This is a genomic window from Herbaspirillum sp. WKF16, assembly GCF_028993615.1.
GTDB lineage: Bacteria > Pseudomonadota > Gammaproteobacteria > Burkholderiales > Burkholderiaceae_D > Herbaspirillum.
This window is the reverse complement of sequence record NZ_CP118632.1, coordinates 3,269,803-3,294,344: the sequence shown is the minus strand read 5'-3', so window position 1 is coordinate 3,294,344 and position 24,542 is coordinate 3,269,803. Positions and strand designations below refer to the sequence as shown.

Genomic DNA, 24,542 nt, shown 5'->3' with positions numbered 1-24,542 from the left:
AAGCCTGCCAGGATGCCGCAACAGCGCATGGGGCTTGGCGTGGCAGCCTGCTGACGAACCGCCAGATTCAGGAAAAGGATGTCCCGGCGTGAACGCTGAACAGCCCAAACAAGCATATCGTTTCCCCCTTCGTTTCTTGCTGGCCGCGGCCGGCCTGGCCTTCGCGCTGGGTGGTTCGCCGGCGGCCGGCGCCGCCGACGCCATCCGCATCGGCGAGATCAACAGCCACAACAGCCTGTCGCCGGTCGGGCAGTCCTACCGCAACGGCCTGGCGCTGGCGCTGGAAGAGATCAACGCCGCCGGCGGCGTGCACGGACGCCCGCTGGAACTGGTGGCGCGCGACGACGACGGCGACGCCGAGCAGGCCGCGCGCAATGCGCGCGAGCTGGTGACCAGGGAACATGTCGAGGTGCTGACCGGCACCATGCTCTCCAATGTGGCGCTGGCGGTGGCGCGCGAGGCCGCGCGCGGCAAGACCGTCTTCGTGGTGGGCGACGCGCTGTCGGACGCCATCACGCTCGACAAGGGCAATCGCTATACCTTCCGGGTACGGCCTTCGACCTACATGCAGGCCGCCATGCTGGCCGAGCAGGCCGCGCGCATGCCGGGCCGCCGCTGGGCCGTGGTGGCGCCCAACTACGAATACGGCCAGAGCGCCGCGGCCAGCTTCAAGCAGATCCTGAAGCAGGCGCGCCCGGACGTCGAATTCGTCGCCGAGCAGTGGCCGGCGCTGGGCAAGATCAAGGGCGACGAGGTCGCGCGCGTGTTGCGCCAGGCGCGCCCGGACGGCATCTTCAATGCCACCTTCGGCGAGGACCTGCAGAAGTTCGTGCAGGCCGGCAATCGCCAGCAATTGTTCGCCGGCGTGCGCGTGGTGTCGATGGCGTCGGCCGGCGGGCAGAGCCTGGATCCGGCGCAAAGCGATGCGATCCGCGACTGGGTCTCGATCGGCTATCCCTGGGACCAGATCGCCACGCCCGAGCACCAGCGCTTCCTTGAGGCCTACCTGAAGAAATTCAGCCAGCGGCCGCAGCTGGCGGCGATCTTCGGCTACACCACGATGAAGGCGATTGCCGCCGGCCTGAAGAAGGCGGACGGCGCCGACGGCGATGCGCTGGTGGAGGCCATGCGCGGCCTGCAGCTGGATTCGCCGCTGGGGCCGATCGCCTTTCGCGCGCTCGACCAGCAGGCGTCCATGGGCGCCTTCGTCGGGCTGGTGTCGCAGAAGGACGGCCGCAGCAGCATGAGCAACTGGCGCTATCTCGACGGCGCCGGCTACCTGCCCAGCGCCACCTATGTCCGCGGACGCCGTCCGGCCTCGGCGATGAAATAGGCGCCGGGCCGCCTCGCTTCCCCATAAAGCCCCCTCGATGCAGGGGGCTTTGCTTTTTTCGATCCGGGTTAAGATAGCGGCCACGGCGCACCGGCGCCGCGAAGCTACATCAACACGGCAGCATGCGGCCAGGCCGCATCCGGAATTCATGATCATCACATCCCTACTCGATACCGATCTGTACAAGTTCACGATGATGCAGGTGGTGTTGCATCATTTCCCCGGCGCCCAGGTCGAATACAAGTTCAAGTGCCGCAACGAAGGCGTGGACCTGACGCCTTACGTGGACGAGATCCGCGCCGAGATCGCAGCCATGTGCCGGCTGCGCTTCAAGGAGGACGAACTCGCCTACCTCAGCGGCCTGCGCTTCATCAAGAGCGACTTCGTCGACTTCCTCGAGCTGTTCCACCTCAACGAGAAGTACATCACCGTGCAGCCGGCGGCGTCGGGCAACGGTGAGATCGAGATCAGCGTCAAGGGGCCGTGGCTGCACACCATCATGTTCGAAGTGCCGGTGCTGGCCATCGTCAATGAAGTCTACTTCCGCGACACCCAGCGCGCGCCCGACCTGCAAGAGGGCCGCGCGCGCCTGCGCAAGAAGATCGCGGTGATCACCGACGATCCAGAGCTGGCCGGCTGCAACATCGCCGACTACGGCACGCGCCGCCGCTTCTCGCGCAGCTGGCATGCCGAGGTGATCGACGAGATGAAGCAGCACATGGGCACGCATTTCGCCGGCACCTCCAACGTCATGTACGCCATGCAGCACGGCTTGACGCCCCTGGGCACGATGGCCCACGAATACCTGCAGGCCTGCCAGGCGCTCGGCCCGCGCCTGCGCGACTCGCAGACCTTCGCCTTCGAGATGTGGGCGCGCGAGTACCGCGGCGACCTCGGCATCACGCTCTCCGACGTCTATGGCATGGACGCCTTCCTGCGCGACTACGACATGTATTTCTGCAAGCTGTTCGACGGCGCCCGCCACGATTCGGGCGATCCGTTCGAATGGGGCGAGCGCCTGATCCAGCACTACCGCGACAACCGCGTCGATCCGTCCTCCAAGGTGCTGGTGTTCTCCGACAGCCTGGACTTCGACAAGGTGCGCGCGCTCTACCTGCGCTTCAAGGATCGCGCCAAGGTCGCCTTCGGCGTGGGCACCAACCTGACCAACGACCTCGGCTACACGCCGCTGCAGGTGGTCATGAAAATGGTCCGCTGCAACGGCCAGCCGGTGGCCAAGCTGTCCGACACGCCCTCCAAGAACATGTGCGACGACCTGGCCTACGTGAACTACCTGCGCCAGGTGTTCCAGATCAAGGGCTGACGGCGGGGCCGGCCCCGTCCCGCCGCCCGCCGCCCGGCGGCAAGAATCGGCAACTGTTGAAAGTTTTTCGCGCCGGCCAGGTTTGCCCCGTGGCCGGCGATGCTGCTGCTATAGTGGCGTCCTCCCCGCTTCTGCGTCACATTGCCACCCGCCGGGACGACCTTGCACACCAGAGCCATCACGACCGCCATTGCCTGTTTCGCCGCGTGCGCCTTCCCTTCGGCGGGGATGGCCGGTGAGCTCGATGGCGCCGGACTTCCCGTGCTGTGGGCCTTGCCGTTCGCCGGCGTGCTCTTGTCGATCGCCTTGCTGCCGTTGCTGGCGCCGGCGCTGTGGCACCGGCATTTCGGCAAGATCGCCGGTTTCTGGGCATTGGCCTTCCTGCTGCCGTTCGCGGCGCGGGAGGGGGCGCACGCCGCGCTGGCCGTCGCCGCGCATGCGCTGCTGGCGGAATACCTTCCCTTCATCATCCTGCTCACCGCCTTGTTCACCGTGGCCGGCGGCATCTGCGTGCGCGGCAACCTGCGCGGCACCCCGGCGTTGAATACCGGGCTGCTGGCGCTGGGCACGCTGCTGGCCAGCGTGATGGGCACCACCGGCGCGGCCATGCTGCTGATCCGTCCGCTGATCCGCGCCAATGACGACCGCCGGCATGCGACGCACATCGTGGTGTTCTTCATCTTCCTGGTGGCCAATGCCGGCGGATCGCTCACGCCGCTGGGAGATCCGCCGCTGTTCCTCGGTTTCCTCAAGGGGGTGGATTTCTTCTGGACCGCCCGTCATGTGCTGCTGCCGATGCTGTTCCTTTGCGGATCCTTGCTGGCCATCTTCTATCTGCTCGACCGCCATTACTGGAGACGGCGCGAGGAGCGCCGCCCGCTCGATCCCACGCCGGATGCGCCGCTGCGCTTCGAGGGCGGTGTCAACTTCCTCCTGCTGGGCGCCGTGGTGGCGCTGGTGCTGATGAGCGGGCTGTGGAAGCCGGGGACGGCGTTCGAGCTGATGGGGGCGCCGCTGGAATGGCAGAACCTGGCGCGCGACCTGGCGCTCCTGGCGGTGATCCTGCTGTCGCTGAAGATGACGCCGGCGGCGGCGCGCGCCGGCAACGATTTCAGCTGGGGGCCGATGCTGGAGGTGGCCAAGCTGTTTGCCGCGATCTTCCTGACCATCGTGCCTGTCATCGCCATGCTGCGCGCGGGCGAGCAGGGCGCCTTCGTCGCCGTGGTGCGCGCCGTGACCGGGCCGGACGGCCGTCCCGACGATGCGATGTATTTCTGGATGACGGGCCTGTTGTCGTCCTTCCTCGACAACGCGCCGACCTACCTGGTGTTCTTCAACACGGCCTCGGGCGACGCGGCCGAACTGATGGGGCCGCTGGCCTCGACGCTGGCGGCGATTTCCGCCGGCGCCGTGTTCATGGGCGCCAACAGCTACATCGGCAACGCGCCCAACATGATGGTCAAGGCGATCGCCGAGGAACGCGGCGTGCGCATGCCGTCCTTCTTCGGTTACATGGCGTGGTCCGGCTGCATCCTGGTGCCGTTGTTCGTCGCCATGAGCTTCATCTTCTTCAAGTAGGGCAGAATGGCGGCACCGGCCATTCCAGCCTGTTCATCCACAAGGCAAGCAAGGCAAACGAGAGCAAAGAGACAGCCATGAAACAAAAGATTTTCGTATCCCGCGCCATCTTCCCGGAAGTCCTGGCGCGCCTGGAGCAGCATTTCGAGGTCGAGTCCAACCAGGAAGACCGCATCTACCCGGCCGACGAACTGCTGGCCAAGGCCCGCGGCAAGGACGGTCTCTTCACCACGCCCAGCGAACCGGTGACGGCGGCGCTGTTCGCCGCCAACCCGCAATTGAAGGCGGTGTGCAACATGGCGGTGGGCTACAACAACATCGACATCGCCGCCGCCACCGCGGCCGGCGTGATGGCCACCAACACGCCCGACGTGCTGAATGAGACCACCGCCGACTTCGGCTGGGCGCTGATGATGGCGACCGCGCGCCGCATCACCGAGTCCGAGCATTTCCTGCGCGCCGGAAAGTGGAAGAAGTGGAGCTACGACAGCTTCGTCGGTCCCGACGTGCACGGCGCCACGCTGGGCATCATCGGCATGGGCCGCATCGGCCAGGCGATCGCGCGCCGCTCGCTGGGCTTCGACATGCAGGTGCTGTACCACAACCGCTCGCGCCTCAATCCCGAACAGGAAGCGCGCGCCAACAACGCGCAGTACGTGGGCAAGGAGGAGTTGCTCAAGCGCGCCGACCACGTGGTGCTGGTGCTGCCCTATTCGAAGGACACCCACCACACCATCGCCGCGGCCGAACTGGCGCTGATGAAGCCGACCGCGACGCTGACCAATATCGCGCGCGGCGGCATCGTCGACGACGCCGCGCTGATCGAGGCGCTGCGCGCCGGGCGTATCGCCGCCGCCGGGGTGGACGTGTTCGAGAACGAGCCGGCCTTCAAGCCCGAATTCCTGCAGCTGTCCAACGTGGTGCTCACGCCCCACATCGCCAGCGCATCGACGCCCACGCGCCTGGCCATGGCCAATTGCGCGGCCGACAACCTGATCGCCGCCTTGTCGGGCCAGGCGCCGCCGAACTTGCTGAACAAGGACGTCGCGAAAGCCTGAATCGCCGCAACATGAAAAAAGGGCGCGCCTGCATGGCGCGCCCTTTTTTTTCCGGCCGGCTTGCGCCGTCCGCTTCAACCCTTGAGGTCGTTGAACAGGTCGATGTACTGCTGCTGCGCATCGGCCTGCGCGGTGCCCTTGTTGGCGGCCCAGGCGTCGTACTTGGCGCGCGCCACGAAGTCGGTCATGCCGGGGCGCTCGCCCTGCACGTCGCCGCTGCTGCCTTGCTTGTACAGGCCGTACATCTTCAGCAGCGTCAGGTTGTCGGGACGTTCCGGCAGCGTCTTGGACTCCGCGACCGCGGCCTCGAATTGCTCTTGCAGGGTGCTCATCGTGCTCTCCTGTGGGCGGCTCAGACTGCCAGCAGTTCGACTTCGAAGATCAAAGTGGCGTTGGGCGGAATCACGCCGCCCGCGCCGCGCGCGCCGTAGCCCAGCTCGGCCGGGATGATGAGCTTGCGCACGCCGCCCACCTTCATGCCCTGCACGCCTTCGTCCCAGCCGCGGATCACATGGCCGGCGCCCAGCGGGAAGGCGAACGGGTCGTTGCGATCCTTGCTGGAGTCGAACTTGCTGCCGGCGCTGCCGTCGGCGTTCTGCAGCCAGCCGGTGTAGTGCACGGTGACATGGCTGCCGGCCTTGGCTTCGTCGCCCGCGCCGACGTTGATTTCTTCATATTGCAGCCCGGAAGCTGTGGTGATCGTGGACATCGTGTTCCTTTCAGATGGAGGAGAGTGTTGCGGTCGTCGCAGCCAGCGGCCGTCCAGGCAAAAACGGCCACGACCTGCGCTTCGATACGGCGGAAGAACATGCTTTCGGGAAATTTTTGCGGCGGACGATGCAGCCCTTTTTCCTTGTTCTGGTGGGGCTGCAGGCCGCCCCGGCTGCGGGATGCGACCGGGACGGCAGGCAGTGTAAACCAAAACGGCGGAATTTTTGCAGAATGCGTCAGCGCCTTGTCAGCCGGATCGCGTTGACATGCGTTAAGGTGCCAGGACGTGCCTACCGCACGGTGAGATCAGGCCCTTTTGTGTAAAGTTCGTCATGTTGCGTCGATTCAGCCAACTTTTTTCCCTTTCCGTTCGCGCGACCTGCATGTCGGCTGTGCTGGCCGCTGCGGCTGTCTCAGCCCATGCGAATGTGGTCGTGGTGCTCAACTCGGGCGACGCCTCGGTGTCCTTGCTGGACCAGGCCGGTCACAAGGAGCTCTCCACGTTCTCGGTCGGCAAGGAGCCGCACCACCTGATGGCCACGCCGGACAATAAGTCCCTCATCGTCGCCAGCGCCACCGGCAACCAGCTGCTGTTCCTCGATCCCAAGACCGGTGAAGTCCAGCGCCGCCTGCGCGACATCATCGATCCCTACCAGATCGGTTTCACCCCCGACCAGAAATGGTTCGTGGCCACCGGCCTGCGCCTGGACCGCGTCGACGTCTACAGCTACGACGGCACCAACCTGAAGCTGTCGCGCCGCATCCCGCTGGCCCGCACGCCGAGCCACATCGCCTTCGACAACGCCAGCACCACCGCCTTCATCACCCAGCAGGGCAGCGACCAGGTCAGCGCCATCGACCTCGCCACCCAGCAGGTGAAATGGACCATTCCGGTCGGCAAGCTGCCGGCCGGCATCATGATGACGCCCGACAACAAATACCTGCTGGTGGGCATCATGGGCAGCGACTACGTGCAGGTGATCGACTGGCGCACCCAGAAGATCGTCAAGCAGATCAAGACCGGCAACGGCGCGCACAACTTCCGCGCCCAGGGCGACAAGCGCTTCGTGTACGTTTCCAACCGCGTGGCCAACACCATCAGCGTGGTTGACATGCAGACCCTGGAAAACGTCGGCACCATCAAGGTGCCGGGCGGCCCGGACTGCATGGAAGTGACCGAAGACGGCAAGACCATGTGGGTCACGCTGCGCTGGGTCAAGAAGGTGGCGGTGATCGACCTGGCCAGCCGCTCGGTCAGCAAGGTGATCCCGGTCGGCCGCTCGCCTCACGGCATCTATCTCTACAACCGCGCGCCGGACGTCTGAGGCGCAAGGGCGATGGGGGCAATGAGGCGGCGGTTTTCACACAGGCAACTGCGCGGCCTGGCCCTGTGCGCCATCCTGGTCGCCGGCCAGGCCGTGGCGCAGGCGACGCCGGCCGCGGCCTGCAAGGGCACCCTTTACCTGACCTTCGACACCGGCAGCCAGTCCCAGGCCGAATTGATCGAGCAGACCCTGCTGCGTCACCATATCAAGGCCACCTTCTTCCTGGCCAACGAAAAGACCATCCACGGCGACTATTCGCTGGACCCGGGCTGGCAGCCGCTGTGGAAGCGGCTGGCGGCGCAAGGGCATGCCTTCGGCACCCATACCTTCGACCACGTCTACGCGCTGCGCGACCTGCCCGGCGGCAAGATCGAGGTGCGCCCGCAGTTCGGCGCCCAGGCCGGCAAGAAGCAGCAATGGACCCCGGCGCAATATTGCGAGGAAATGACGCGCGTCGACCGGCGTTTCCAAGAACTCACCGGGCGCAAGCTCGACCCGCTGTGGCGCGCGCCCGGCGGCAAGCTCACGCCCAACCTGCTCAAGGCCGGCCAGGCCTGCGGCTATGCGCACGCCGCCTGGGCGCCGGCGGGATTCTCGGGCGACGAGTTGTCGAGCGATAAATTCCCCAATGAGGCGCTGCTGAAAAAGGCGCTCGACGGCCTGCGGGATGGCGATATCTTCCTGGCCCATATGGGCATCTGGTCGCGCCAGGATCCATGGGCGCCGGCGGTGCTGGAGCCGCTGATCGCCGGCCTGGAGCAGAAGGGTTTCTGCTTCGCCACGCTGCGCGACCATCCGGCCTACCGCCATTTGTTTGCCGGAGCCAAGGAACGCTGAGGCGGGGCCTCAGTCGAAGCGGGGCGGCGGGCTGTCGAGGGGCAGCGGCCGCGGGGCAAGACCAGAACCAAGAGCCATTCATGATCCAAACCATTTCAGACCTGTTTGCCGCCGTCCAGGGCTGGCTGTTCGAGACCCTCGTGCAGCCGCTGGTGTTCTTCATCGGCATGGGGGAGTTCATCGAGGAAGCGTTCACCGGCACTGAGTGGGTGCTGGTGGGTATGTGCGAACTGGTCATCCTGTTCCTGATCCTGCGTCCGCTGGAGTCCCTGATCCCGGTCCACAAGATCACCGATCCGCGGGCGCGCTGGAACGATTTCATCTACACCGTGCTGCAGCGCCTGGGCGTGATCCCCATCCTCGCCTTCCTGCTGCTGGATCCGGCCTTGTCGTATCTCTCCGAGGCGCTGCACCTGGAAGGCTGGGGCACCTGGAACCTGGACCAGGTCTGGCCGGGAGTGACCGACCTAGCGCTGGTCAGCTTCCTGCTCTACATGGTGGCGCTGGACCTGTGCGAGTACGCCTATCACTGGGCGCAGCACAACGTGCGCTGGATGTGGGCGCTGCACAGCCTGCACCACAGCCAGGAGAACATGAACCTGTGGAGCGACGACCGCAACCACGTGCTGGACGACCTGGTGCACGACATCTTCCTGGGCCTGGTGGCGCTGCTGATCGGCGTCGAGCCGTCGCAGTTCATCTTGCTGGTGTCGCTGTCGCGCATGCTGCAAAGCCTGCAGCACGCCAACGTGCGCATCCACTTCGGCCGCATCGGCGAATACCTCTTGGTGTCGCCGCGCTTCCACCGCACCCATCATGCGATCGGCATCGGCCACGAGAGCCGCGGCCGCAATTCGCTGGGCGGCCACAACTTCGCCGTGCTGTTCCCGATCTGGGACGTGCTGTTTCGCACCGCCCACTTCAGCCAGGGCTTCGCCATGACCGGCGTGCGCGACCAGCTGCCGCCGCCGGCCGGCCGTGGCCGCGATTACGGCCGCGGCTTCTGGACGCAGCAGTGGCTGGGCATCAAGCGCCTGGTCGAGTTCTCGCGCCGGAAGAAGGCGCCCTGATGCGCTTGTTCCTGGCTTCGTTCGGGCGCGCGCTGCTCTCGCAGCTGCATATCCGCATGCTGCTGCTGACCTTGCTGCCCTTCGTGTTCTCGGTCGGCATCTGGGGCATATGCCTGTGGCTGGGGCTGCAGCCGATGATCGACTGGCTGCAGGATTATTTCATCGTCCACAGCGTCTTCGGCATCGCCGGCACGGTGCTCAACTGGTTCGGCATGGGCGCGCTGAAGACCGTGATTGTGCCGATGCTGGCGATGTGGGCGCTGCTGCCGCTGATGATCCTGACCGCGCTGGTGTTCGTCGGCCTGTTCACCATCCCGGCGGTGGCGCGTCATATCGGCACGCGCCACTACCCGATGCTGGAGCAGCGCCACGGCGGCAGCCTGTGGGGCAGCGTGTGGACCTCGCTGTGGTGCTTCGCGGTGTTCACCGTGCTGTGGTTGGCCACGCTGCCGGTGTCGCTGATCCCGCCGCTGAGCTTCATCGTCCATCCTCTGCTGTGGGGCTGGCTGACCTATCGCGTGATGGCCTACGACACGCTGGCCGACTACGCCAGTGCGCAGGAGCGCCGTACGGTGCTGCGCCTGCACCGCTGGCCGCTCCTGGCCATCGGCACCATCGCCGGCGCGATGGGCGCGGCGCCGACCTTGCTGTGGCTGGGCGGCGCGCTGTCGGTGATCTTCTTCCCGCTGCTGGCGGCCGGCGCGATCTGGCTGTACGTGCTGGTGTTCGTGTTCACCGGCCTGTGGTTCCAGTACTACTGCCTGGAGGCGCTGCTGCGCCACCGCACCGGACAGCCGCCGGACGCAGATCCGCTCAAGCCCGCCGCCGATATCATCGACGCCGGCCCACGCTGAGCGCCGATGCCGCTTGCGCCGTCGGCGGGAGCGGGGCGAATCGGGCATAATCGACGGAGTTTGACCAACCTCACCGGCAGAGCAGACCCATGGCATTCGGACTCATCATCATCGGCGACGAAATCCTTTCCGGCCGCCGCATCGACAAGCATTTTCCCAAGGTGCTCGAACTCCTCTCCGAGCGTGGACTGCAGCTTTCCTGGGCAGAGTACGTAGGCGACGAACCAGAGCGCATCACCGCCGCGCTGAAGCGCACGCTGGCCGGCGGCGACACCGTATTTTGCACCGGCGGCATCGGCGCCACCCCGGACGACCATACGCGCCAATGCGCGGCGGCCGCGCTGGGCGTGCCGCTGGCCCTGCATCCCGACGCGAAGGAAAAGATCCGCGAGCGCATCGCCGACACCGCGCGCGAAGCCGGCATCACGCCCGACTACGATGCGCCGGAAAACCTGCATCGCCTGAAGATGGGCGAATTCCCGCAGGGCGCGGCCATCATTCCCAACCCGTACAACAAAATTCCCGGTTTCTCGGTGCGCAACACCAGCGGCCAGGGCGCGCATTATTTTGCGCCGGGCTTTCCGGTAATGGCTTGGCCGATGTTCGAATGGGTGCTGGAGACGCACTACGCCGACCTGTTCCACCGCCGCGCCTGGGCCGAGCGCTCGATGCTGGTGTTCGAGTCGGCGGAGTCGACGCTCACGCCGCTGATGGAGCTGATCGAGGCGCAGTATCCGCTGGTCAAGGTGTTCAGCCTGCCGCACGTGGGCGACGAGAACACCCGGCGCCACATCGACCTGGGCGTGAAGGGCGACCCGGGCCAGGTCGAGCCGGCCTTCGAGAAGATGCAGGCAGGCTTGCGCCAGCTGAAGGCCGAGTTCCAGATCAACGGCTGAGCAGGGAGGTCGGCCGCGCCGGAATAAAAAAATGCCCCGGCGTCGCCGAGGCATTTAACGGTATCGTAGGAGGAATCGGATACCGAGGAGACAATCTTTTCACGCAAACCGTCGCGCGCTCGCGGCGCACGACAGCCCGTTCACGTTGCCGGCGGGCGGCAATGCGGCGGAGCAGATTGGTTTGCCGTATCGGCCATCCCCTGGCCACGGCATGCATCGCCTCGATCCGGACGCGCCGGCAGGCAATGTGGAATGCATCCCCGAACGCCCGTGCCGACCTGTCGGGCTGGGCGCAAAAGCGAACCGGGAAGCTTCATCATAGACAATAATTTTCGACCCGGCTCGCATTTTTTTCGCGCAGGGGACAGCGGCATCGGCAGCGTCCCCCGATCAGGCGCGTTATTTCCTGGAGGAAGCCTTGGTGGCCTTGGTGGTCGCCTGCGACAGCTGGTCGACGGCGTTGCTGACATTGGCCTCCAGCACTTCGGCCGCCTGCTTGGCGCTCTTGGCGAACTGCTCGTAGCCGGCATTGAGGTTGCCGAAGGTCGACTTCAGGAAGGAGATGGCTTGCTCGGAGCCGGCGGGGGCGTTCTTCGAGGCTTCGTCGATCAGCGAGATCACCTTGCGGTTGACTTCGGCGATCTGGGCTTCGGTGGTCTTGGTCAGTTCGGCCTGGGTGCTGGAGAAGATGCCGCTCAAGTGGCGGCCGTAGGCCACCGACTTTTCCAGCGCCGGCTGGGCCTGGGCGGAGGACAGGGAGAAGAACTCCTGCGGATCCTTGGCCGAGAACAGTTTTTGCGCGGCAGCCTGGCTCTCTTCCAGTGAGGACTTGGCCGCCTTCAGGTTCAGGTCCACCAGTTTTTCCACGCCTTCGAAGGTCTTGCTCGCCAGCTGGGTGAACAGGGCGATCTGCGCTTCAGCGTTGGCCTTGGCGGCGGCGGAAAATTGCTCGGTGTAGGTCGTCATGTTGAAACATCCTTTGCTTTGATTGGTTGACGGAAAAGGAAGTGACTACGGGTGATTGCTTACGGGCCGATCTGAACCGACGAGGGGGATCTCCGATGTAATTTCTTATTGGATATGATGCGTTGCACAAAACGATTCTAGTTTAAAAAGACATAAAGTCAATGATTTTCAAACCACGAGAAACGTAAAATCAAGCATGTCTGTACTCACGTTTGTTCAGAGGTGTTACCTCTCTTGATGTCAGTCGAATTAATTCGAAATATTGCCTCGCTGTGAGCGTAAAAGTTACGTAACCGATTCTAAATTTTTGCTCAGGCGTCGGGCATTTCCCATGCCCGGGCGGTGCTACCATCCTGCATCGCGTCATTGCCGCGCCGGCATCGGATGCGGTTCATTGCCTTGTTGAAAGTCTTGCCCTTGAAAGCCTTCTACAGCGACCATTTCGTCCTGCCCCTGCCGCCCGGCCATCGTTTTCCGATGATCAAGTACCGCATGATCCGCGAAGGAGCGGCAGCCGCTGTGCCGGGCCTGGACTTCCATGAGGCGACCCCGGCCTCCGACGGCGAGCTGGCCCTGGCCCATCACCCCGACTACATCGGCCGCGCCAGCCGCGGCGAACTCAGCGCCGCCGAGCAGCGCGAGATCGGCTTTCCCTGGACGCCGCAGATGATCGAGCGCTCCCGGCGTTCCTCCGGCGCCACCATCGCTGCCTGCCGTGCCGCCTTCGACGACGGCGTGGCGGTCAACCTGGCCGGCGGCACGCACCATGCCTATGCCGGGCGCGGCGCCGGTTTCTGCGTCTTCAACGATTCGGCCGTCGCGGCGCGGCTGATGCAGGCCGAGCGTCGCGCCGCGCGCGTGGCCATCGTCGACCTCGACGTCCACCAGGGCAACGGCACCGCCTCCATCCTGGCGCGCGACGACTCGGTGTTTACGCTCTCGCTGCACGGCGAGAACAACTATCCGTTCGAGAAGGAACGCAGCGACCTCGATGTCGCCTTGCCGGACGGAGTAGGGGATGCCGACTATCTCGCCGCGCTGCGCGGCGCGCTGGAGCGCATGCAGGCGCTGTTCGCGCCGCAGCTGCTGATCTTCCTGGCCGGGGCCGATCCGCACGAGGGCGATCGTCTGGGAAAGATGAAGCTGAGCATGCAGGGGCTCGCCGCGCGCGACCAGGCGGTGTTCTCATTCGCGCGCCAGCATAAAATCCCGGTTGCGGTTACGATGGCGGGCGGTTACGGACGGGACATAGAACAGACCGTGGCCGTACATATACAAACGATAAGGCTCGCCAGCCTCCACGCCGACGGCTGGAGCAACGCCTGAGATGACCCTGGCCGCCTGCGCGGCCGCCCCCTGGAACAAGAAATGATGCAATCCGCCGCCGGCGCCGGCCGGCAACGCCAGCTCCTGATGAGCCTGGTTCCCCTGGTGTTCGTATTGATCTGGAGCACCGGCTTCATCGTGGCCAAGTTCGGCCTGCCATATGCGCCGCCGCTGACCTTCCTGCTGTTGCGTTTCGCCGGCGTGCTGGTGGTGTTGCTGCCGCTGGCGCTGCTGTTGCGCGCGCCGTGGCCGCATGGCCGCATCCGCCATGTGGCGGTGGCCGGCGTGCTGTTGCAGGCGGGCTACCTGGCCGGCGTGTGGTGCGCCATCAAGATCGGCATGCCGGCCGGATTATCGGCGCTGATCGTCGGCCTGCAGCCCATCCTCACCGCCTTCGCGGCGCCCTTGCTGGGAGAATCGGTACGCGGCCGGCAGTGGCTGGGTTTGCTGCTGGGCCTGTGCGGCGTCGGCCTGGTGGTGGCCAACAAGATTTCGCTGATCGGCCTGTCCGGCGCCAGCATCGGGCTGTGCGTGTTCGCGTTGCTGTGCATCACGGCAGGCACGCTGTACCAGAAGCGCTATTGCGCGCACTTCGACCTGCGCACCGGCACCGTGATCCAGTTCCTGGCGTCGGCTGCGGTAGTGCTGCCGTTCGCGGTGACCATCGAAGGTCTGGACTGGCAGCTCAGCCAGGTGTCGTGGACGCCCCAGTTCGTCGGCGCCTTGCTGTGGTCGGTGCTGGCGCTGTCGATCGGCGCCATCTTCCTGCTGTTCGCCCTCATCCGCAGGAGCGCGGCCACCAGCGTCACCAGCCTGCTGTACCTGACGCCGCCGACCACCGCCGTGATGGCCTGGCTGATGTTCGGCGAAGCCTTCAGCCTGATCGGCGCGCTGGGCATGCTGATCGGTGTGATCGGCGTGGCCTTCGTGGTGCGCAAGTAAGGGCGCTGCGAGATTATTGCGCGTCGCCGGGCGCGTCCGGCATCAGCGTGACCAGCTTCAGGTCGGGCCGGTTGGCGACGCGGAAATTCACCTGGCGGTAGCTCACTTCACCCAGCTGCGGATGGCGGAAGCGGCGCTCGCCGCCTTCACGCTCCACCACGTCCTGCAAGCGCCAGGCGCGCTTGAACAGCGCGTTGCCGGCCGACAGCTCATCGACGATCGCCGCGACTTGCGGATCGTCCAGCGCCTGCGCGCAATCGGCGCGGAATTCCGCCACCACGCGCCGCGCGCGCTGCTCCCAATCCACCGTCAAGGCTTGCGCCTCTTGCGTGCAAAACATGAAATGCAGCAGGTTGCGGCTGCCCGCGCGGGCGTCCAGCCAACCGGCGAACAGCTTGCGCGCGGCCGGGTTCCAGGCCACCGCGTTCCAGTAGCGATCCATCAGGTAGGCCGGCGCGCGAAAGTTGCGCACCACCTCCAGGATCTCCGGCGCGATCACCGATGCCTCGCCATGTTCCGGCAGCACCGGATCCTTCTTGCCCGCCAGTTCGAACAGATAGGCGCGCTTGGCGCGCGGCAGGTGCAGCGCCTCGGCGATGCGCGAGAGCGCCTGCGGCGAGACGGAGTCGGTGCGTCCCTGTTCGATCCAGGTGTACCAGGTCACGCTGATGCCGCACAGCTGCGCGACTTCCTCGCGGCGCAGGCCGGGTGTGCGGCGGCGGCCTGACAGCGCCATCGGCGGCAGGCCGGCTTGCGACGGATCGGTCTGTTCGCGCTGGGTCTTGATGAATTCGCCGAGGGCGCGGCGGGCGAGGTCGTTGTCCATGGGGCAGGGGAGTGTGGAGAATGGCTATTGTTTTCAGTAATAGTATAAATGGCTAACTTGTAACAGGATAAAAAACCTCTAGACTGGCTCACCTCATCCCTTCGTTTCACCCGATACAACAACAGGAGCCAAGCCAAATGCGTAGCCACCAGGAAGTCGTCACAGAACAATTCGGATCCACCGCCGCCGCCTACCTGACCAGCGCCGTCCACGCGCAGGGCGCCGACCTGCAGGAGCTGGCGGCGATCGCCGCAGCCATTCCCGAAGCGCGCGTGCTGGACCTGGGTTGCGGCGGCGGCCACGCCAGTTTCGCGGTGGCGCCGGTGGCGCAGAAAGTGATCGCCTACGATTTGTCGGCGCAGATGCTGGACGTGGTCGCCACCGCGGCCGCCGAGCGCGGCCTGGACAACCTGGCGGTGCGCCAGGGCAGCGCCGACAAGCTGGAGTTTCCCGACGCCAGCTTCGACCTGGTCTGCACCCGCTTCAGCGTGCACCACTGGCGCAACCTGCCGCAGGCGCTGCGCGAGGTGCGGCGCGTGCTCAAGCCCGGCGGCCGCTTTGTCGTGATCGACACCGCCGCGCCGGCCGACGTGCTGGCCGACACCTACGTGCAGGCGATCGAGCTGCTGCGCGACACCTCGCATGTGCGCAACATCAGCCTCAACTCCTGGCGCAAGCTGCTCAGGCAGGCCGGCTTCGACATCGCCGCCGACAAGACCTGGAAACTGCGCCTGGAATTCGATTCCTGGGTGGCGCGCATGCGGACCCCGGCCGGCAGCATCGCGGCCATCCGCGCCCTGTGGGACAGCGCCCCGCAAGAGGTGAAGGACTACTTTGAACTGGATGGGCAATATTCCTTCTCCATCGACGTCGCCATGCTGGACGCGCGCCGCGACTGAACGTCGCCGCCGGCCCCTTTTATCCTCCTCCGCGGGGCCGGCGGCATCAGGTTTTTCCTTTCAGGTTTTCTCCAGTCAACGGCGTCGCGGTTGCTGCCGTTATTCCTTCCATCCCAGGCGTAATCCGGGCGGTACAGGATCGCGGGATATTTCCAATGCGCAAGCAAATGCCTGCGCCGTCATCCATCGGGATGGCGGCGAACCAGGCTTTACGCTGGTATCATGCGTTGGGTTTTGTGTTGGCGCGGCCGGGATGCCCGGCAGCAAATCGATGCGAGTCGAGCAAAAATCGCCGTTCATAAGAAGAAAAATACGAAGCCGCTCGGGGGAGCGGGGCAGGGCGCAAGTAGAAAGTCGTTTAATTAACGACGCTAACTACTTAATTCTCTTGCGAAAATTCTGCTTTTTGCTACACTGCCAACGTTTCTCTTATGTACTATCCGGGTTAAATGGGGGAGATCTACTTATGATCAAATCAGCGCTGGCCATATTCACAACGCTACTTTTCATCCACGCTGGTCTGGCTCCCGCCAACGCCCAGACGACTACGACCACCAAGAAGACCGTCGTCAAGAAGGTCGCGCCCAAGAAGGTCGTCGCCAAGCGTACCGTCACCACCACCAAGACCGTTGCCAAGGGATCGCTGAACAACCGCGAGAAACTGGTGCGCAAGGTCACCGTGGTGCGCGGCAAGCGCCATGTCAGCTACCAGCGCGTCTCGGCGGCGCCGTCCGTGGCGGTCGTGCCGCCGGTGATGACCGCCGGCGACATTGCCGGCCTGAACATGACGCCCGATCCCCTGGCGCTGCGCTCCAATGTGGCGCTGGTGATCGACCAGGCCAGCTCGCAGATCCTGTTTGAAAAGAATTCCTCGGTGGCCCTGCCGATCGCCTCCGTCACCAAGCTGATGACCGCGTTGGTGGTGGTGGAAGCCCGCCTGAACATGGAAGAGACGCTGACCGTCAGCGAGGACGACGTCGACCGCGAGAAGCACAGCAGCTCCCGCCTGCGCGTGGGCGCCACGCTCTCGCGCGACGACATGCTGCACATCGCGCTGATGAGCTCCGAGAACCGCGCCGCTTCCGCGCTGGGCCGCAACTATCCGGGCGGCCTGCCGGCCTTCGTCGCGGCGATGAACGCCAAGGCCCGCTCGCTGGGCATGATGGAAACCCGCTACGTCGATTCGACCGGCCTGTCCAGCCAGAACGTCGCCAGCGCGCGCGACCTGGCCAAGCTGGTGGTGGCGGCATATAACTACCCGATCATCCGTCAGTACTCCACCGACCCGCGCTACATGGTCGAGCCCAGCGGCCACGCGCTGCAATACAACAGCTCCAACCGCCTGACCTCCAACAAGGAATGGGACATCGGCCTGCAGAAGACCGGCTTCATCAACGAAGCGGGCCACTGCCTGGTGATGTACACCAACATCGAAGGCCGTCCCATCGTGATGGTGTTCCTGGACTCCAAGGGCCGCCTGTCGCACGTGGGCGACGCCACCCGCATGCGCAAGTGGCTGGTCGAAGACCAGCCCAAGAACCTGACCCGCGTGAAGATGGTGCGCGCCGACCAGGGCTGATCCGCGCAAGCGTTGCAGCAACAAAAAAGCGAACCCGAGGGTTCGCTTTTTTCATGCCCGCGCGCAACGCGGCACGCGCGTGGCGCCGCTCAGGCGCGGCCGCGCTCGAAGCCCAGCGCCGACGAGATCTGGTTGGCGGTGCTGACCAGGTCATCCACCCATTCCTCCTGCAGGCGGTCGGCCGGCGCCGAGATCGACAGGCCGGCCACCAGCTTGCCGCTGTCGTCGCAGATGCCGGCGGCCATGCAGCGCACTCCCAGTTCCAGTTCCTCGTTGTCGCGCGCGTAGCCCAGCGCGCGCACCATCGACAGTTCGCGCTCCAGCTTGGTCAGGTCGGTGATCGAGTTCTTGTTGTGGCCCGCCAGGCCGGTGCGGGTGGCGTAGGCGCGCACCGCTTTCGGGTCGTCCACCGAGAGGAACAGCTTGCCGGTGGACGTCAGGTGCAGCGGCGCGCGGCCGCCGATGGCGCGCACCACCTGCATGCCCGAGCGCTCGGAGAAGGATCGGTCGATGTAGACGATCTCGTCGGCCTGGCGCACCGACAGGTTGATGGTCTGGTGGGTCTTGCGGTGCAGGGCGCGCATGAAGTCGAGCGCGGCTTCGCGCACCGACAGGCGGCTCTTGACGATGTTGCCCAGCTCCAGCAGGCGCATGCCCAGGCGATAGGTGCCGGGCTCGACGCGATCGACGAAGCGCTTGACCACCAGGTCGTTGAGGATGCGGTGGGCGGTCGACGGATGCAGGTCGGTGGCGGCCGACAATTCTTTCAGGCTGACCGGGTCGGGGTAGGCGGCCAGCGCATCGAGCAGCGACACCATGCGCTCGATCACCTGGATGGAAATATTCTCTGTCTCGCCTGCCGCGTCTTTTTTCATGGTGCAGTCTGGTGCGTTGCAATAGGGGTGTTATACCACATTGTGAAAACAACAAAAAGTCCGGTCGTGCTTTTAACGCCGGGCCATGCGCGCCCGGGTTCGCGCGCGGGCGACAAGCGGCGGCCGGTTCCGGGTGGCGCATCATCGTTCGTTGCCAGTACGTCAAGTATTGCATTTCAGCCAGTCCGGCCCATGCGGGCTCTCTTTGCTTGTACGTATTTCGATATAAAGACCCCCAGCCTTATTCCGTGCGGCTGATCTTGCATATCTGTTTTTCGCATATTCAGAGAAGAAAGTATTCGTTCTTTTTCAGTGGAGCTCTCATTAACCTGTGCTCTCCATAACAAACACGACACTCTGGGAACGGACATGCTGAAGCTGAAGAACATCATCAAAACGGTCGCCGCCACGCTGGTGCTGGCGCAGGCCGCGCACGTGGCCCATGCGGCCGATATTTCGCTGCTCAACGTCTCCTACGACCCGACGCGCGAACTCTACGCCGACTACAACAAGAGCTTCGCCAAGTACTGGAAGGAAAAGTCCGGCGACAACGTCACCATCAAGGCCTCTCACGGCGGTTCCGGCAAGCAGGGCCGCTCGGTGATCGACGGCATCGATGCCGACGTGGTCACCCTGGCGCTGGCCTACGATATCGACGAGATCTCCGAAAAGGCCAAGCTGCTGCCGGCCGACTGGCAAAAGCGCCTGCCGCACAACAGCTCGCCGTATACCTCCACCATCGTGTTCCTGGTGCGCAAGGGCAACCCCAAGCAGATCAAGGACTGGGACGACCTGATCAAGCCGGGCGTGTCGGTCATCACCCCCAACCCCAAGACTTCCGGCGGCGCGCGCTGGAACTACCTGGCGGCCTGGGCCTATGCGCAGAAGAAGGGCGGCAATGACGCCGCCGCGCGCGACTACATCTCCAAGCTGTTCAAGAACGTGCCGGTGCTGGACTCCGGCGCCCGCGGCGCCACCATCACCTTCGTCGAGCGCGGCATCGGCGACGTCCTGCTGGCCTGGGAAAACGAAGCGCTGATCTCGCTCAAGGAATGGGGCCCGGACAAGTTCGACATCGTCGCGCCGTCGATCTCCATCCTGACCGAGCCGCCGGTAGCCGTGGTCGACAAGGTGGCCGACCGCCGCGGCACCCGCAAGGTGGCTGAGGAATACCTGAAGCACCTGTACTCGGAAGAAGGCCAGGAAATCATCGCCAAGAACTACTACCGCCCGATCGATCCGAAGATCGCCGCCAAGTACGCTTCGCAATTCCCCAAGCTGAACCTGGTGACCATCGACAAGGACTTCGGCGGCTGGCAAAAGGCCCAGAAGACCCACTTCTCCGACGGCGGCACCTTCGACCAGCTGTACGTGCCCAACAAGAAGTAATCCGACGCAAGCCCGCGGGCCGGCCAAGCCGGCCCGCGGTCGATGCAAAGAATCGACGCAGGCGGGCCGCATGCCCGTCCGCAAACACACCAAGCAAACCAAGCAGACCGACATGACCATCCTGTTGCTGGCCGGCAGCCCTTCGGCGCCTTCCCGTTCCACCCGCCTCCTGAATCACGTCGGCGACAAGCTGGTCCAGCTCGGCCATCGCTACGCGCGCATCGAGGTGCGCGACCTGCCCGGCCAGGCCATCCTGCGCGCCGACTGGAACGACGCGCAGATCAAGGCCGCCCTGTCGACGGTGGAAGAGGCCTCGGCGGTGGTGATCGCCACGCCGGTCTACAAGGCTGCCTACAGCGGCATCCTCAAGGCCTTCCTCGACCTGCTGCCGCAGTTCGGCCTGACCAACAAGCTGGTGCTGCCGCTGGCCACCGGCGGCAGCCAGTCGCACATGCTGGCGCTGGACTATGCGTTGCGCCCGGTGCTGTCTTCGCTCAATCCCAAGCACGTGCTGCCCAGCATCTACGCCACCGAAGCCCAGGTCGTGTGGAGCGAGGAGCAGGGCCTGCAGCTCGATGCGCCGATCGCCGCCCGCGTCGACGAAGGTGTGGCGCAGCTGTCGGAAAGCCTGCTGGCGCTGCACAAGGCGGCGCCGGAGGAATTCCGCGAAGTGCCTTTCTCGCAGGTGCGCTGTAGCGTCTGACGCATTGTTGAGCCAGCCGGCTTCACGGCCGGCGACCAATACGGAACCGACATGACAACCGGCTGGTGCAGCGGAAGGCCGCCTGTACGCCAACCAAACGGAGAACCATCGTGAATTCGAGCAACGACAACAAGAAGACCGCCCGCCGCCACGCCCTGGGCCGCCTGTCCGCCATCGCGTTGGGCGCCCTGGCCATCGCCGCCGGAGTTGTTCCCGCGACCCACGCCCAGGAAACCAAGCTGCTGCGCATCGGCTACCAGAAGGCCGCCAACACGCTGGTGCTGCTGAAGGCGCATGGCGCGCTGGAAAAGCGCCTGCAGCCGCTGGGCGTGGAAGTGAAGTGGGCGGAATTCGCGGCCGGTCCGCAATTGCTGGAAGCGCTCAACGTCGGCTCGGTCGATTTCGGCTACGTGGGTGAAGCGCCGCCGGTGTTCGCGCAGGCCGCCGGCGCCGACTTCGTCTACACCGCCTATGAGATCCCCACGCCCGATGCCGAAGGCCTGCTGGTGCCCAAGACTTCGACCCTGAAAAGCGTGGCCGAGCTCAAGGGCAAGAAGGTCGCCTTCAACAAGGGCTCCGACGTGCACTGGCTGGTGGTGGCGCTGCTGAAGAAGGCCGGCCTGTCCTACAGCGACATCCAGCCGGTCTACCTGGCGCCGGCCGATGCCCGCGCCGCGTTCGAGAAGGGCGCCGTCGATGCATGGGCGATCTGGGATCCGTTCCAGGCCGCCGCCGAGAAACAGGTCGGCGCGCGTCGCCTGGCCAGCGGCGTGGGGGCGGTCAACCACCACCAGTTCTTCCTCTCCGCGCGCCCCTTCGCCAGCAAGAATCCGCAGATCGAGAAGATCCTGCTGGAAGAAATCACCCGTGAAGGCGAGTGGGTCCGTACCCATACTGCGCAAGCCGCCGCCCAGCTCGCGCCGATCCAGGGCCTGGACGCCGACATCATCGAGACCGGCCTGAAGCGCTATGCCCACGTCTACAAGCCGGTCGACGCCGGCGTGCTGGCCGAGCAGCAGAAGATCGCCGACGCCTTCTATGAACTCAAGCTGATCCCCAAGCAGCTCAAGGTCAGCGACGCCGTCCTGAAATAAGCAGGCGAACGGCCGGGCACACGCACAACAGGAGTCAAGCATGAACGTTTTCTGGTTTATCCCCACCCACGGCGACAGCCGCTACCTCGGCACCTCCGAAGGCGCGCGCCCGGTGACCCACGACTACATGAAGCAGGTCGCGGTGGCCGCCGACACGCTGGGCTACGACGGCGTGCTGCTGCCCACCGGCCGTTCCTGCGAGGATGCCTGGGTGGCGGCCGCCAGCCTGATCGACGCTACCCGCCGCCTGAAATTCCTGGTGGCGGTGCGTCCCGGCCTGACCGCGCCCACGCTGTCGGCGCGCATGGCGGCGACCTTTGATCGCCTGTCCAACGGCCGCTTGCTGATCAACGTCGTCACCGGCGGCGACCCGGTGGAGCAGGAGAGCGACGGCGTGTTCGGCACCCACGCCGAGCGCTATGAGATCTCGGACGAATTCCTCAAGATCTGGCGCGACGTGCTGGCCAAGACGCATACCGGCGGCGAGACCAGCTTCGAGGGCAAGCACCTCAGCGTGAAGGGCGCCAAGGCGCTTTATCCGCCGGTGCAGGCGCCGTATCCGCCGCTGTATTTCGGCGGCTCCTCGGACGAGGCGATCGACCTCGCCGCCGAGCAGGTCGACGTCTACCTGACCTGGGGCGAGCCGCCGGCCGCCGTGGCCGAGAAGATCGCCCGCGTGCGCGAGCGCGCCGCCCGCGCCGGCCGCACGCTGCGTTTCGGCATCCGCCTGCACGTGATCGTGCGCGACACCAATGAAGGCGCATGGCGCGCCGCCGACGAATTGATCAGCCGCCTGGACGACGAGACCATCGCCAAGGCCCAGGCCAACTTCGCCCGCATGGATTCGGAAGGCCAGCGCCGCATGGCGGCCCTGCACGGCGGACGCCGCGACAAGCTGGAAGTGAGCCCCAACCTGTGGGCCGGCGTCGGCCTGGTGCGCGGCGGCGCCGGCACCGCGCTGGTGGGCGACGGCGAAACCGTGGCCGCGCGCCTGAAGGAATACGCGGCGCTGGGCATCGACACCTTCATCCTCTCCGGTTACCCGCACCTGGAAGAGTCCTACCGCTTCGCCGAGCTGGTGTTCCCGCACCTGCCGCGCGCGCAGCGCGAGGCGCAGGAGGAGCGCAAGCTCTCCGGCCCCTTCGGCGAGATCGTCGGCAACACCGAAGTGCCCAAGGCGGCGCCGGTGCGCGTGTCGGCAAGCTGAGGCCATCATGACGACAGCGACTTCCAATGCTCCAGTCGACGCCGCCGGTGTGCCGGCGGCCGCGGGCAAATCGAAAAAGAACGCCGAGCGCAGTACGCGCGGCCAGGCCTGGGTCGGTTGGATCCTGCCGCTGGCGCTGGTGGCCTGGTGGGAAATCGCAGCCCAGGCCGGCTGGCTCTCCAGCCGCATCCTGCCGGAACCGTGGGCGGTGCTCAAGGCCGTGTGGAGCCTCTCGGCCTCGGGCGAACTGTGGCGCCACCTGGCGGTGTCCGGCGGTCGCGCAGCCTCGGGCTTCGCGGTCGGCGCCGGCCTCGGCCTGGTGCTGGGCCTGCTTTCGGGCAGCCTGCGTTCGGCCGAGCTGCTGCTCGACACCACGCTGCAGATGGTGCGCAATATTCCCGCGCTGGCGCTGATCCCGCTGGTGATCCTGTGGTTCGGCATCGACGAGACGGCCAAGCTGTTCCTGGTCTCGGTGGGCGTGTTCTTCCCGGTCTACCTCAATACCTTCCACGGCATCCGCTCGGTCGACCGCGGCCTGATCGAGATGGCCAGGAGCTACGGCCTCTCGGGCTGGGCGCTGTACCGCGACGTGATCCTGCCGGGCGCCTTGCCGTCCATCCTGGTGGGCCTGCGCTTTGCGCTGGGACTGGTGTGGGTGCTGCTGATCGTGGCCGAGACCATCTCCGCCCAGGCCGGCATCGGCTACATGACCATGAACGCCCGCGAGTTCCTGCAGACCGATGTGGTGCTGGTGGGCATCCTGCTCTACGCCTTGCTGGGCAAGCTGGCCGACACTGCCGCGCGCGCGCTGGAACGCTTCTGGCTGCGCTGGCATCCCGGCTACCAATGAACCGACCGCATATACCGGAGAACGCGATGCGCATCGACGCACAGGAAAACCGCCAGCTGGGCCGCGCCGCCGGCCGCGGCATCGGCATCCGCCTGCAAGCCTTGTCCAAGTCCTTCGGCGGGCGCGAGGTCTTGCACGGTATCGATCTTGAGATCGAGCCGGGCGAATTCGTCGCCATCGTCGGCCGCAGCGGCTGCGGCAAGAGCACCTTGCTGCGCCTGGTGGCGCAGCTGGACGGCGCCACCGAAGGCGAAGTGATTTACGAGCACAACGCGCAGGCAGTGGCCGATCCCGAGATCCGCATCATGTTCCAGGATTCGCGCCTGCTGCCATGGAAGCGGGTGCAGGCCAACGTCGCGCTGGGTTTGCCCAGGCAGGCGGCGCCGCAAGCCCTGCAAGCCTTGCGCCACGTCGGCCTCGACCAGCGCGCCGGCGAATGGCCGGCGGTGCTCTCGGGCGGCCAGCGTCAGCGCGTGGCGCTGGCGCGGGCGCTGGTGCATGACCCGCAACTGCTGCTGCTGGACGAGCCGCTGGGCGCGCTCGACGCGCTGACCCGCATCGAGATGCAGGCGCTGATCGAATCGCTGTGGCAGGAGCGCGGCTTCACCGCCTTGCTGGTCACCCACGACGTTCAGGAAGCCATCGCCCTGGCCGACCGCGTGCTGCTGATCGAGGACGGCCGCGTCGCGCTGGACCAGCGCATCGAACTGGCGCGCCCGCGTTCGCGCGGCCAGGCCCGCTTTGCGCAGCTGGAAGAGGCGATCCTGGCGCGCGTGCTGCGCCATCCCGGCAGCGCGCAGGCTGTCATCGAAGAGCAATCGCAGCTGTTCGCGCCGCGCGGCGTGCAACAGGTGCAATGGGCGGTGTGAGCCGCCCGGCAAGAGCAAGGCATTTCAACCA

24 protein-coding genes are annotated in these 24,542 nt (G+C 65.6%); 19 read left to right on the top strand and 5 right to left on the bottom strand.

Going from position 1 to position 24,542, the window contains the following annotated elements; genetic code table 11:
- Positions 1 to 88: 88 nt before the first annotated feature.
- The 4 genes from Herbaro_RS14970 (at position 89) to Herbaro_RS14955 (ending at position 5,293) form a co-directional block, all read left to right on the top strand.
- Positions 89 to 1,333, top strand: a complete 1,245-nt coding sequence (locus tag Herbaro_RS14970; RefSeq protein ID WP_446719274.1) for an ABC transporter substrate-binding protein — start codon at positions 89 to 91, stop codon at positions 1,331 to 1,333.
- A 148-nt stretch (positions 1,334 to 1,481) separates the two neighbouring features.
- Positions 1,482 to 2,657: a nicotinate phosphoribosyltransferase gene (gene pncB, locus Herbaro_RS14965; RefSeq protein ID WP_275010413.1), complete on the top strand. Its 1,176-nt coding sequence runs from the start codon at positions 1,482 to 1,484 to the stop codon at positions 2,655 to 2,657.
- A gap of 228 nt (positions 2,658 to 2,885) precedes the next feature.
- Positions 2,886 to 4,235 (top strand): sodium:proton antiporter, encoded by a 1,350-nt coding sequence (locus tag Herbaro_RS14960; protein WP_275014030.1) that lies wholly within the window; start codon positions 2,886 to 2,888, stop codon positions 4,233 to 4,235.
- Positions 4,236 to 4,312: 77 nt separating this feature from the next.
- Positions 4,313 to 5,293 (top strand): 2-hydroxyacid dehydrogenase, encoded by a 981-nt coding sequence (locus Herbaro_RS14955; protein ID WP_275010412.1) that lies wholly within the window; start codon positions 4,313 to 4,315, stop codon positions 5,291 to 5,293.
- Positions 5,294 to 5,367: 74 nt separating this feature from the next.
- Here Herbaro_RS14955 and Herbaro_RS14950 read toward each other — a convergent pair whose 3' ends face one another.
- Together Herbaro_RS14950 and Herbaro_RS14945 are read right to left on the bottom strand one after the other, a co-directional pair.
- Positions 5,368 to 5,625, bottom strand: a complete 258-nt coding sequence (locus tag Herbaro_RS14950; RefSeq protein WP_275010411.1) for an acyl-CoA-binding protein — start codon at positions 5,623 to 5,625, stop codon at positions 5,368 to 5,370.
- A 20-nt stretch (positions 5,626 to 5,645) separates the two neighbouring features.
- On the bottom strand, positions 5,646 to 6,002 hold the full coding sequence (locus Herbaro_RS14945) for an FKBP-type peptidyl-prolyl cis-trans isomerase (RefSeq protein ID WP_275010410.1): 357 nt from the start codon (positions 6,000 to 6,002) through the stop codon (positions 5,646 to 5,648).
- Between the two features lie 385 nt (positions 6,003 to 6,387).
- On the opposite strand from Herbaro_RS14945, the gene Herbaro_RS14940 reads away from it, so the two are divergent.
- The 5 genes from Herbaro_RS14940 (at position 6,388) to Herbaro_RS14920 (ending at position 10,986) form a co-directional block, all read left to right on the top strand.
- On the top strand, positions 6,388 to 7,329 hold the full coding sequence (locus tag Herbaro_RS14940) for a YncE family protein (protein ID WP_275010409.1): 942 nt from the start codon (positions 6,388 to 6,390) through the stop codon (positions 7,327 to 7,329).
- A 21-nt stretch (positions 7,330 to 7,350) separates the two neighbouring features.
- On the top strand, positions 7,351 to 8,166 hold the full coding sequence (locus Herbaro_RS14935; RefSeq protein ID WP_275014029.1) for a polysaccharide deacetylase family protein: 816 nt from the start codon (positions 7,351 to 7,353) through the stop codon (positions 8,164 to 8,166).
- A gap of 80 nt (positions 8,167 to 8,246) precedes the next feature.
- On the top strand, positions 8,247 to 9,236 hold the full coding sequence (locus Herbaro_RS14930; protein WP_275010408.1) for a sterol desaturase family protein: 990 nt from the start codon (positions 8,247 to 8,249) through the stop codon (positions 9,234 to 9,236).
- On the top strand, positions 9,236 to 10,090 hold the full coding sequence (locus tag Herbaro_RS14925) for an EI24 domain-containing protein (RefSeq protein ID WP_275010407.1): 855 nt from the start codon (positions 9,236 to 9,238) through the stop codon (positions 10,088 to 10,090). The genes Herbaro_RS14930 and Herbaro_RS14925 overlap by 1 nt, the downstream gene beginning before the upstream one ends.
- 89 nt (positions 10,091 to 10,179) lie before the next feature.
- Complete coding sequence (locus Herbaro_RS14920; RefSeq protein WP_275010406.1) at positions 10,180 to 10,986, top strand: competence/damage-inducible protein A; 807 nt, start codon at positions 10,180 to 10,182, stop codon at positions 10,984 to 10,986.
- A gap of 399 nt (positions 10,987 to 11,385) precedes the next feature.
- Here the strand turns inward: Herbaro_RS14920 and Herbaro_RS14915 are convergent, their stop codons facing one another.
- A complete protein-coding gene (locus Herbaro_RS14915; protein ID WP_275010405.1) occupies positions 11,386 to 11,952 on the bottom strand; it encodes a phasin family protein in 567 nt (188 codons plus the stop codon).
- A gap of 411 nt (positions 11,953 to 12,363) precedes the next feature.
- On the opposite strand from Herbaro_RS14915, the gene Herbaro_RS14910 reads away from it, so the two are divergent.
- Both Herbaro_RS14910 and Herbaro_RS14905 read left to right on the top strand, forming a co-directional pair.
- Positions 12,364 to 13,278 carry a histone deacetylase family protein gene (locus Herbaro_RS14910; RefSeq protein WP_275010404.1) on the top strand — a complete coding sequence of 305 codons (915 nt, stop codon included), beginning with the start codon at positions 12,364 to 12,366 and terminating at the stop codon, positions 13,276 to 13,278.
- Between the two features lie 42 nt (positions 13,279 to 13,320).
- Positions 13,321 to 14,220, top strand: a complete 900-nt coding sequence (locus tag Herbaro_RS14905; protein ID WP_275010403.1) for a DMT family transporter — start codon at positions 13,321 to 13,323, stop codon at positions 14,218 to 14,220.
- A gap of 13 nt (positions 14,221 to 14,233) precedes the next feature.
- Here the strand turns inward: Herbaro_RS14905 and Herbaro_RS14900 are convergent, their stop codons facing one another.
- Entirely contained in the window at positions 14,234 to 15,046 is an 813-nt protein-coding gene (locus Herbaro_RS14900; RefSeq protein WP_275010402.1) for a helix-turn-helix transcriptional regulator, read from the bottom strand.
- Positions 15,047 to 15,183: 137 nt separating this feature from the next.
- Between Herbaro_RS14900 and Herbaro_RS14895 the strand changes: the two genes are divergently transcribed.
- Positions 15,184 to 15,945: a class I SAM-dependent methyltransferase gene (locus tag Herbaro_RS14895; protein WP_275010401.1), complete on the top strand. Its 762-nt coding sequence runs from the start codon at positions 15,184 to 15,186 to the stop codon at positions 15,943 to 15,945.
- 466 nt (positions 15,946 to 16,411) lie between these two features.
- Entirely contained in the window at positions 16,412 to 17,524 is a 1,113-nt protein-coding gene (gene pbpG / locus Herbaro_RS14890) for a D-alanyl-D-alanine endopeptidase (RefSeq protein WP_275010400.1), read from the top strand.
- 89 nt (positions 17,525 to 17,613) lie between these two features.
- Here the strand turns inward: pbpG and Herbaro_RS14885 are convergent, their stop codons facing one another.
- On the bottom strand, positions 17,614 to 18,399 hold the full coding sequence (locus Herbaro_RS14885; RefSeq protein WP_275010399.1) for an IclR family transcriptional regulator: 786 nt from the start codon (positions 18,397 to 18,399) through the stop codon (positions 17,614 to 17,616).
- A gap of 369 nt (positions 18,400 to 18,768) precedes the next feature.
- Between Herbaro_RS14885 and Herbaro_RS14880 the strand changes: the two genes are divergently transcribed.
- From Herbaro_RS14880 to Herbaro_RS14855, 6 genes are all read left to right on the top strand, one after another.
- Positions 18,769 to 19,788, top strand: coding sequence for a sulfate ABC transporter substrate-binding protein (locus Herbaro_RS14880; RefSeq protein WP_275010398.1), 1,020 nt, complete (start codon positions 18,769 to 18,771; stop codon positions 19,786 to 19,788).
- Between the two features lie 112 nt (positions 19,789 to 19,900).
- Positions 19,901 to 20,491, top strand: a complete 591-nt coding sequence (ssuE, locus tag Herbaro_RS14875; RefSeq protein WP_275014028.1) for an NADPH-dependent FMN reductase — start codon at positions 19,901 to 19,903, stop codon at positions 20,489 to 20,491.
- Positions 20,492 to 20,601: 110 nt separating this feature from the next.
- Positions 20,602 to 21,585: a sulfonate ABC transporter substrate-binding protein gene (locus Herbaro_RS14870; protein WP_275010397.1), complete on the top strand. Its 984-nt coding sequence runs from the start codon at positions 20,602 to 20,604 to the stop codon at positions 21,583 to 21,585.
- A 40-nt stretch (positions 21,586 to 21,625) separates the two neighbouring features.
- Complete coding sequence (ssuD, locus tag Herbaro_RS14865) at positions 21,626 to 22,792, top strand: FMNH2-dependent alkanesulfonate monooxygenase (protein WP_275010396.1); 1,167 nt, start codon at positions 21,626 to 21,628, stop codon at positions 22,790 to 22,792.
- A 7-nt stretch (positions 22,793 to 22,799) separates the two neighbouring features.
- Entirely contained in the window at positions 22,800 to 23,642 is an 843-nt protein-coding gene (gene ssuC / locus Herbaro_RS14860) for an aliphatic sulfonate ABC transporter permease SsuC (protein WP_275010395.1), read from the top strand.
- A 26-nt stretch (positions 23,643 to 23,668) separates the two neighbouring features.
- Positions 23,669 to 24,511, top strand: a complete 843-nt coding sequence (locus tag Herbaro_RS14855; RefSeq protein ID WP_275010394.1) for an ATP-binding cassette domain-containing protein — start codon at positions 23,669 to 23,671, stop codon at positions 24,509 to 24,511.
- Positions 24,512 to 24,542 lie beyond the last annotated feature (31 nt).

Coding starts and splice junctions, on each gene's coding strand:
- pncB (WP_275010413.1), top strand. CDS start 1,482: ATGATCATCACATCCCTACTCGATACCGATCTGTACAAGTTCACGATG.
- Herbaro_RS14960 (WP_275014030.1), top strand. CDS start 2,886: ATGGCCGGTGAGCTCGATGGCGCCGGACTTCCCGTGCTGTGGGCCTTG.
- Herbaro_RS14955 (WP_275010412.1), top strand. CDS start 4,313: ATGAAACAAAAGATTTTCGTATCCCGCGCCATCTTCCCGGAAGTCCTG.
- Herbaro_RS14950 (WP_275010411.1), bottom strand. CDS start 5,625: ATGAGCACCCTGCAAGAGCAATTCGAGGCCGCGGTCGCGGAGTCCAAG.
- Herbaro_RS14945 (WP_275010410.1), bottom strand. CDS start 6,002: ATGTCCACGATCACCACAGCTTCCGGGCTGCAATATGAAGAAATCAAC.
- Herbaro_RS14940 (WP_275010409.1), top strand. CDS start 6,388: ATGTCGGCTGTGCTGGCCGCTGCGGCTGTCTCAGCCCATGCGAATGTG.
- Herbaro_RS14935 (WP_275014029.1), top strand. CDS start 7,351: ATGAGGCGGCGGTTTTCACACAGGCAACTGCGCGGCCTGGCCCTGTGC.
- Herbaro_RS14930 (WP_275010408.1), top strand. CDS start 8,247: ATGATCCAAACCATTTCAGACCTGTTTGCCGCCGTCCAGGGCTGGCTG.
- Herbaro_RS14925 (WP_275010407.1), top strand. CDS start 9,236: ATGCGCTTGTTCCTGGCTTCGTTCGGGCGCGCGCTGCTCTCGCAGCTG.
- Herbaro_RS14920 (WP_275010406.1), top strand. CDS start 10,180: ATGGCATTCGGACTCATCATCATCGGCGACGAAATCCTTTCCGGCCGC.
- Herbaro_RS14915 (WP_275010405.1), bottom strand. CDS start 11,952: ATGACGACCTACACCGAGCAATTTTCCGCCGCCGCCAAGGCCAACGCT.
- Herbaro_RS14905 (WP_275010403.1), top strand. CDS start 13,321: ATGATGCAATCCGCCGCCGGCGCCGGCCGGCAACGCCAGCTCCTGATG.
- Herbaro_RS14900 (WP_275010402.1), bottom strand. CDS start 15,046: ATGGACAACGACCTCGCCCGCCGCGCCCTCGGCGAATTCATCAAGACC.
- Herbaro_RS14895 (WP_275010401.1), top strand. CDS start 15,184: ATGCGTAGCCACCAGGAAGTCGTCACAGAACAATTCGGATCCACCGCC.
- pbpG (WP_275010400.1), top strand. CDS start 16,412: ATGATCAAATCAGCGCTGGCCATATTCACAACGCTACTTTTCATCCAC.
- Herbaro_RS14885 (WP_275010399.1), bottom strand. CDS start 18,399: ATGAAAAAAGACGCGGCAGGCGAGACAGAGAATATTTCCATCCAGGTG.
- Herbaro_RS14880 (WP_275010398.1), top strand. CDS start 18,769: ATGCTGAAGCTGAAGAACATCATCAAAACGGTCGCCGCCACGCTGGTG.
- ssuE (WP_275014028.1), top strand. CDS start 19,901: ATGACCATCCTGTTGCTGGCCGGCAGCCCTTCGGCGCCTTCCCGTTCC.
- ssuD (WP_275010396.1), top strand. CDS start 21,626: ATGAACGTTTTCTGGTTTATCCCCACCCACGGCGACAGCCGCTACCTC.
- ssuC (WP_275010395.1), top strand. CDS start 22,800: ATGACGACAGCGACTTCCAATGCTCCAGTCGACGCCGCCGGTGTGCCG.
- Herbaro_RS14855 (WP_275010394.1), top strand. CDS start 23,669: ATGCGCATCGACGCACAGGAAAACCGCCAGCTGGGCCGCGCCGCCGGC.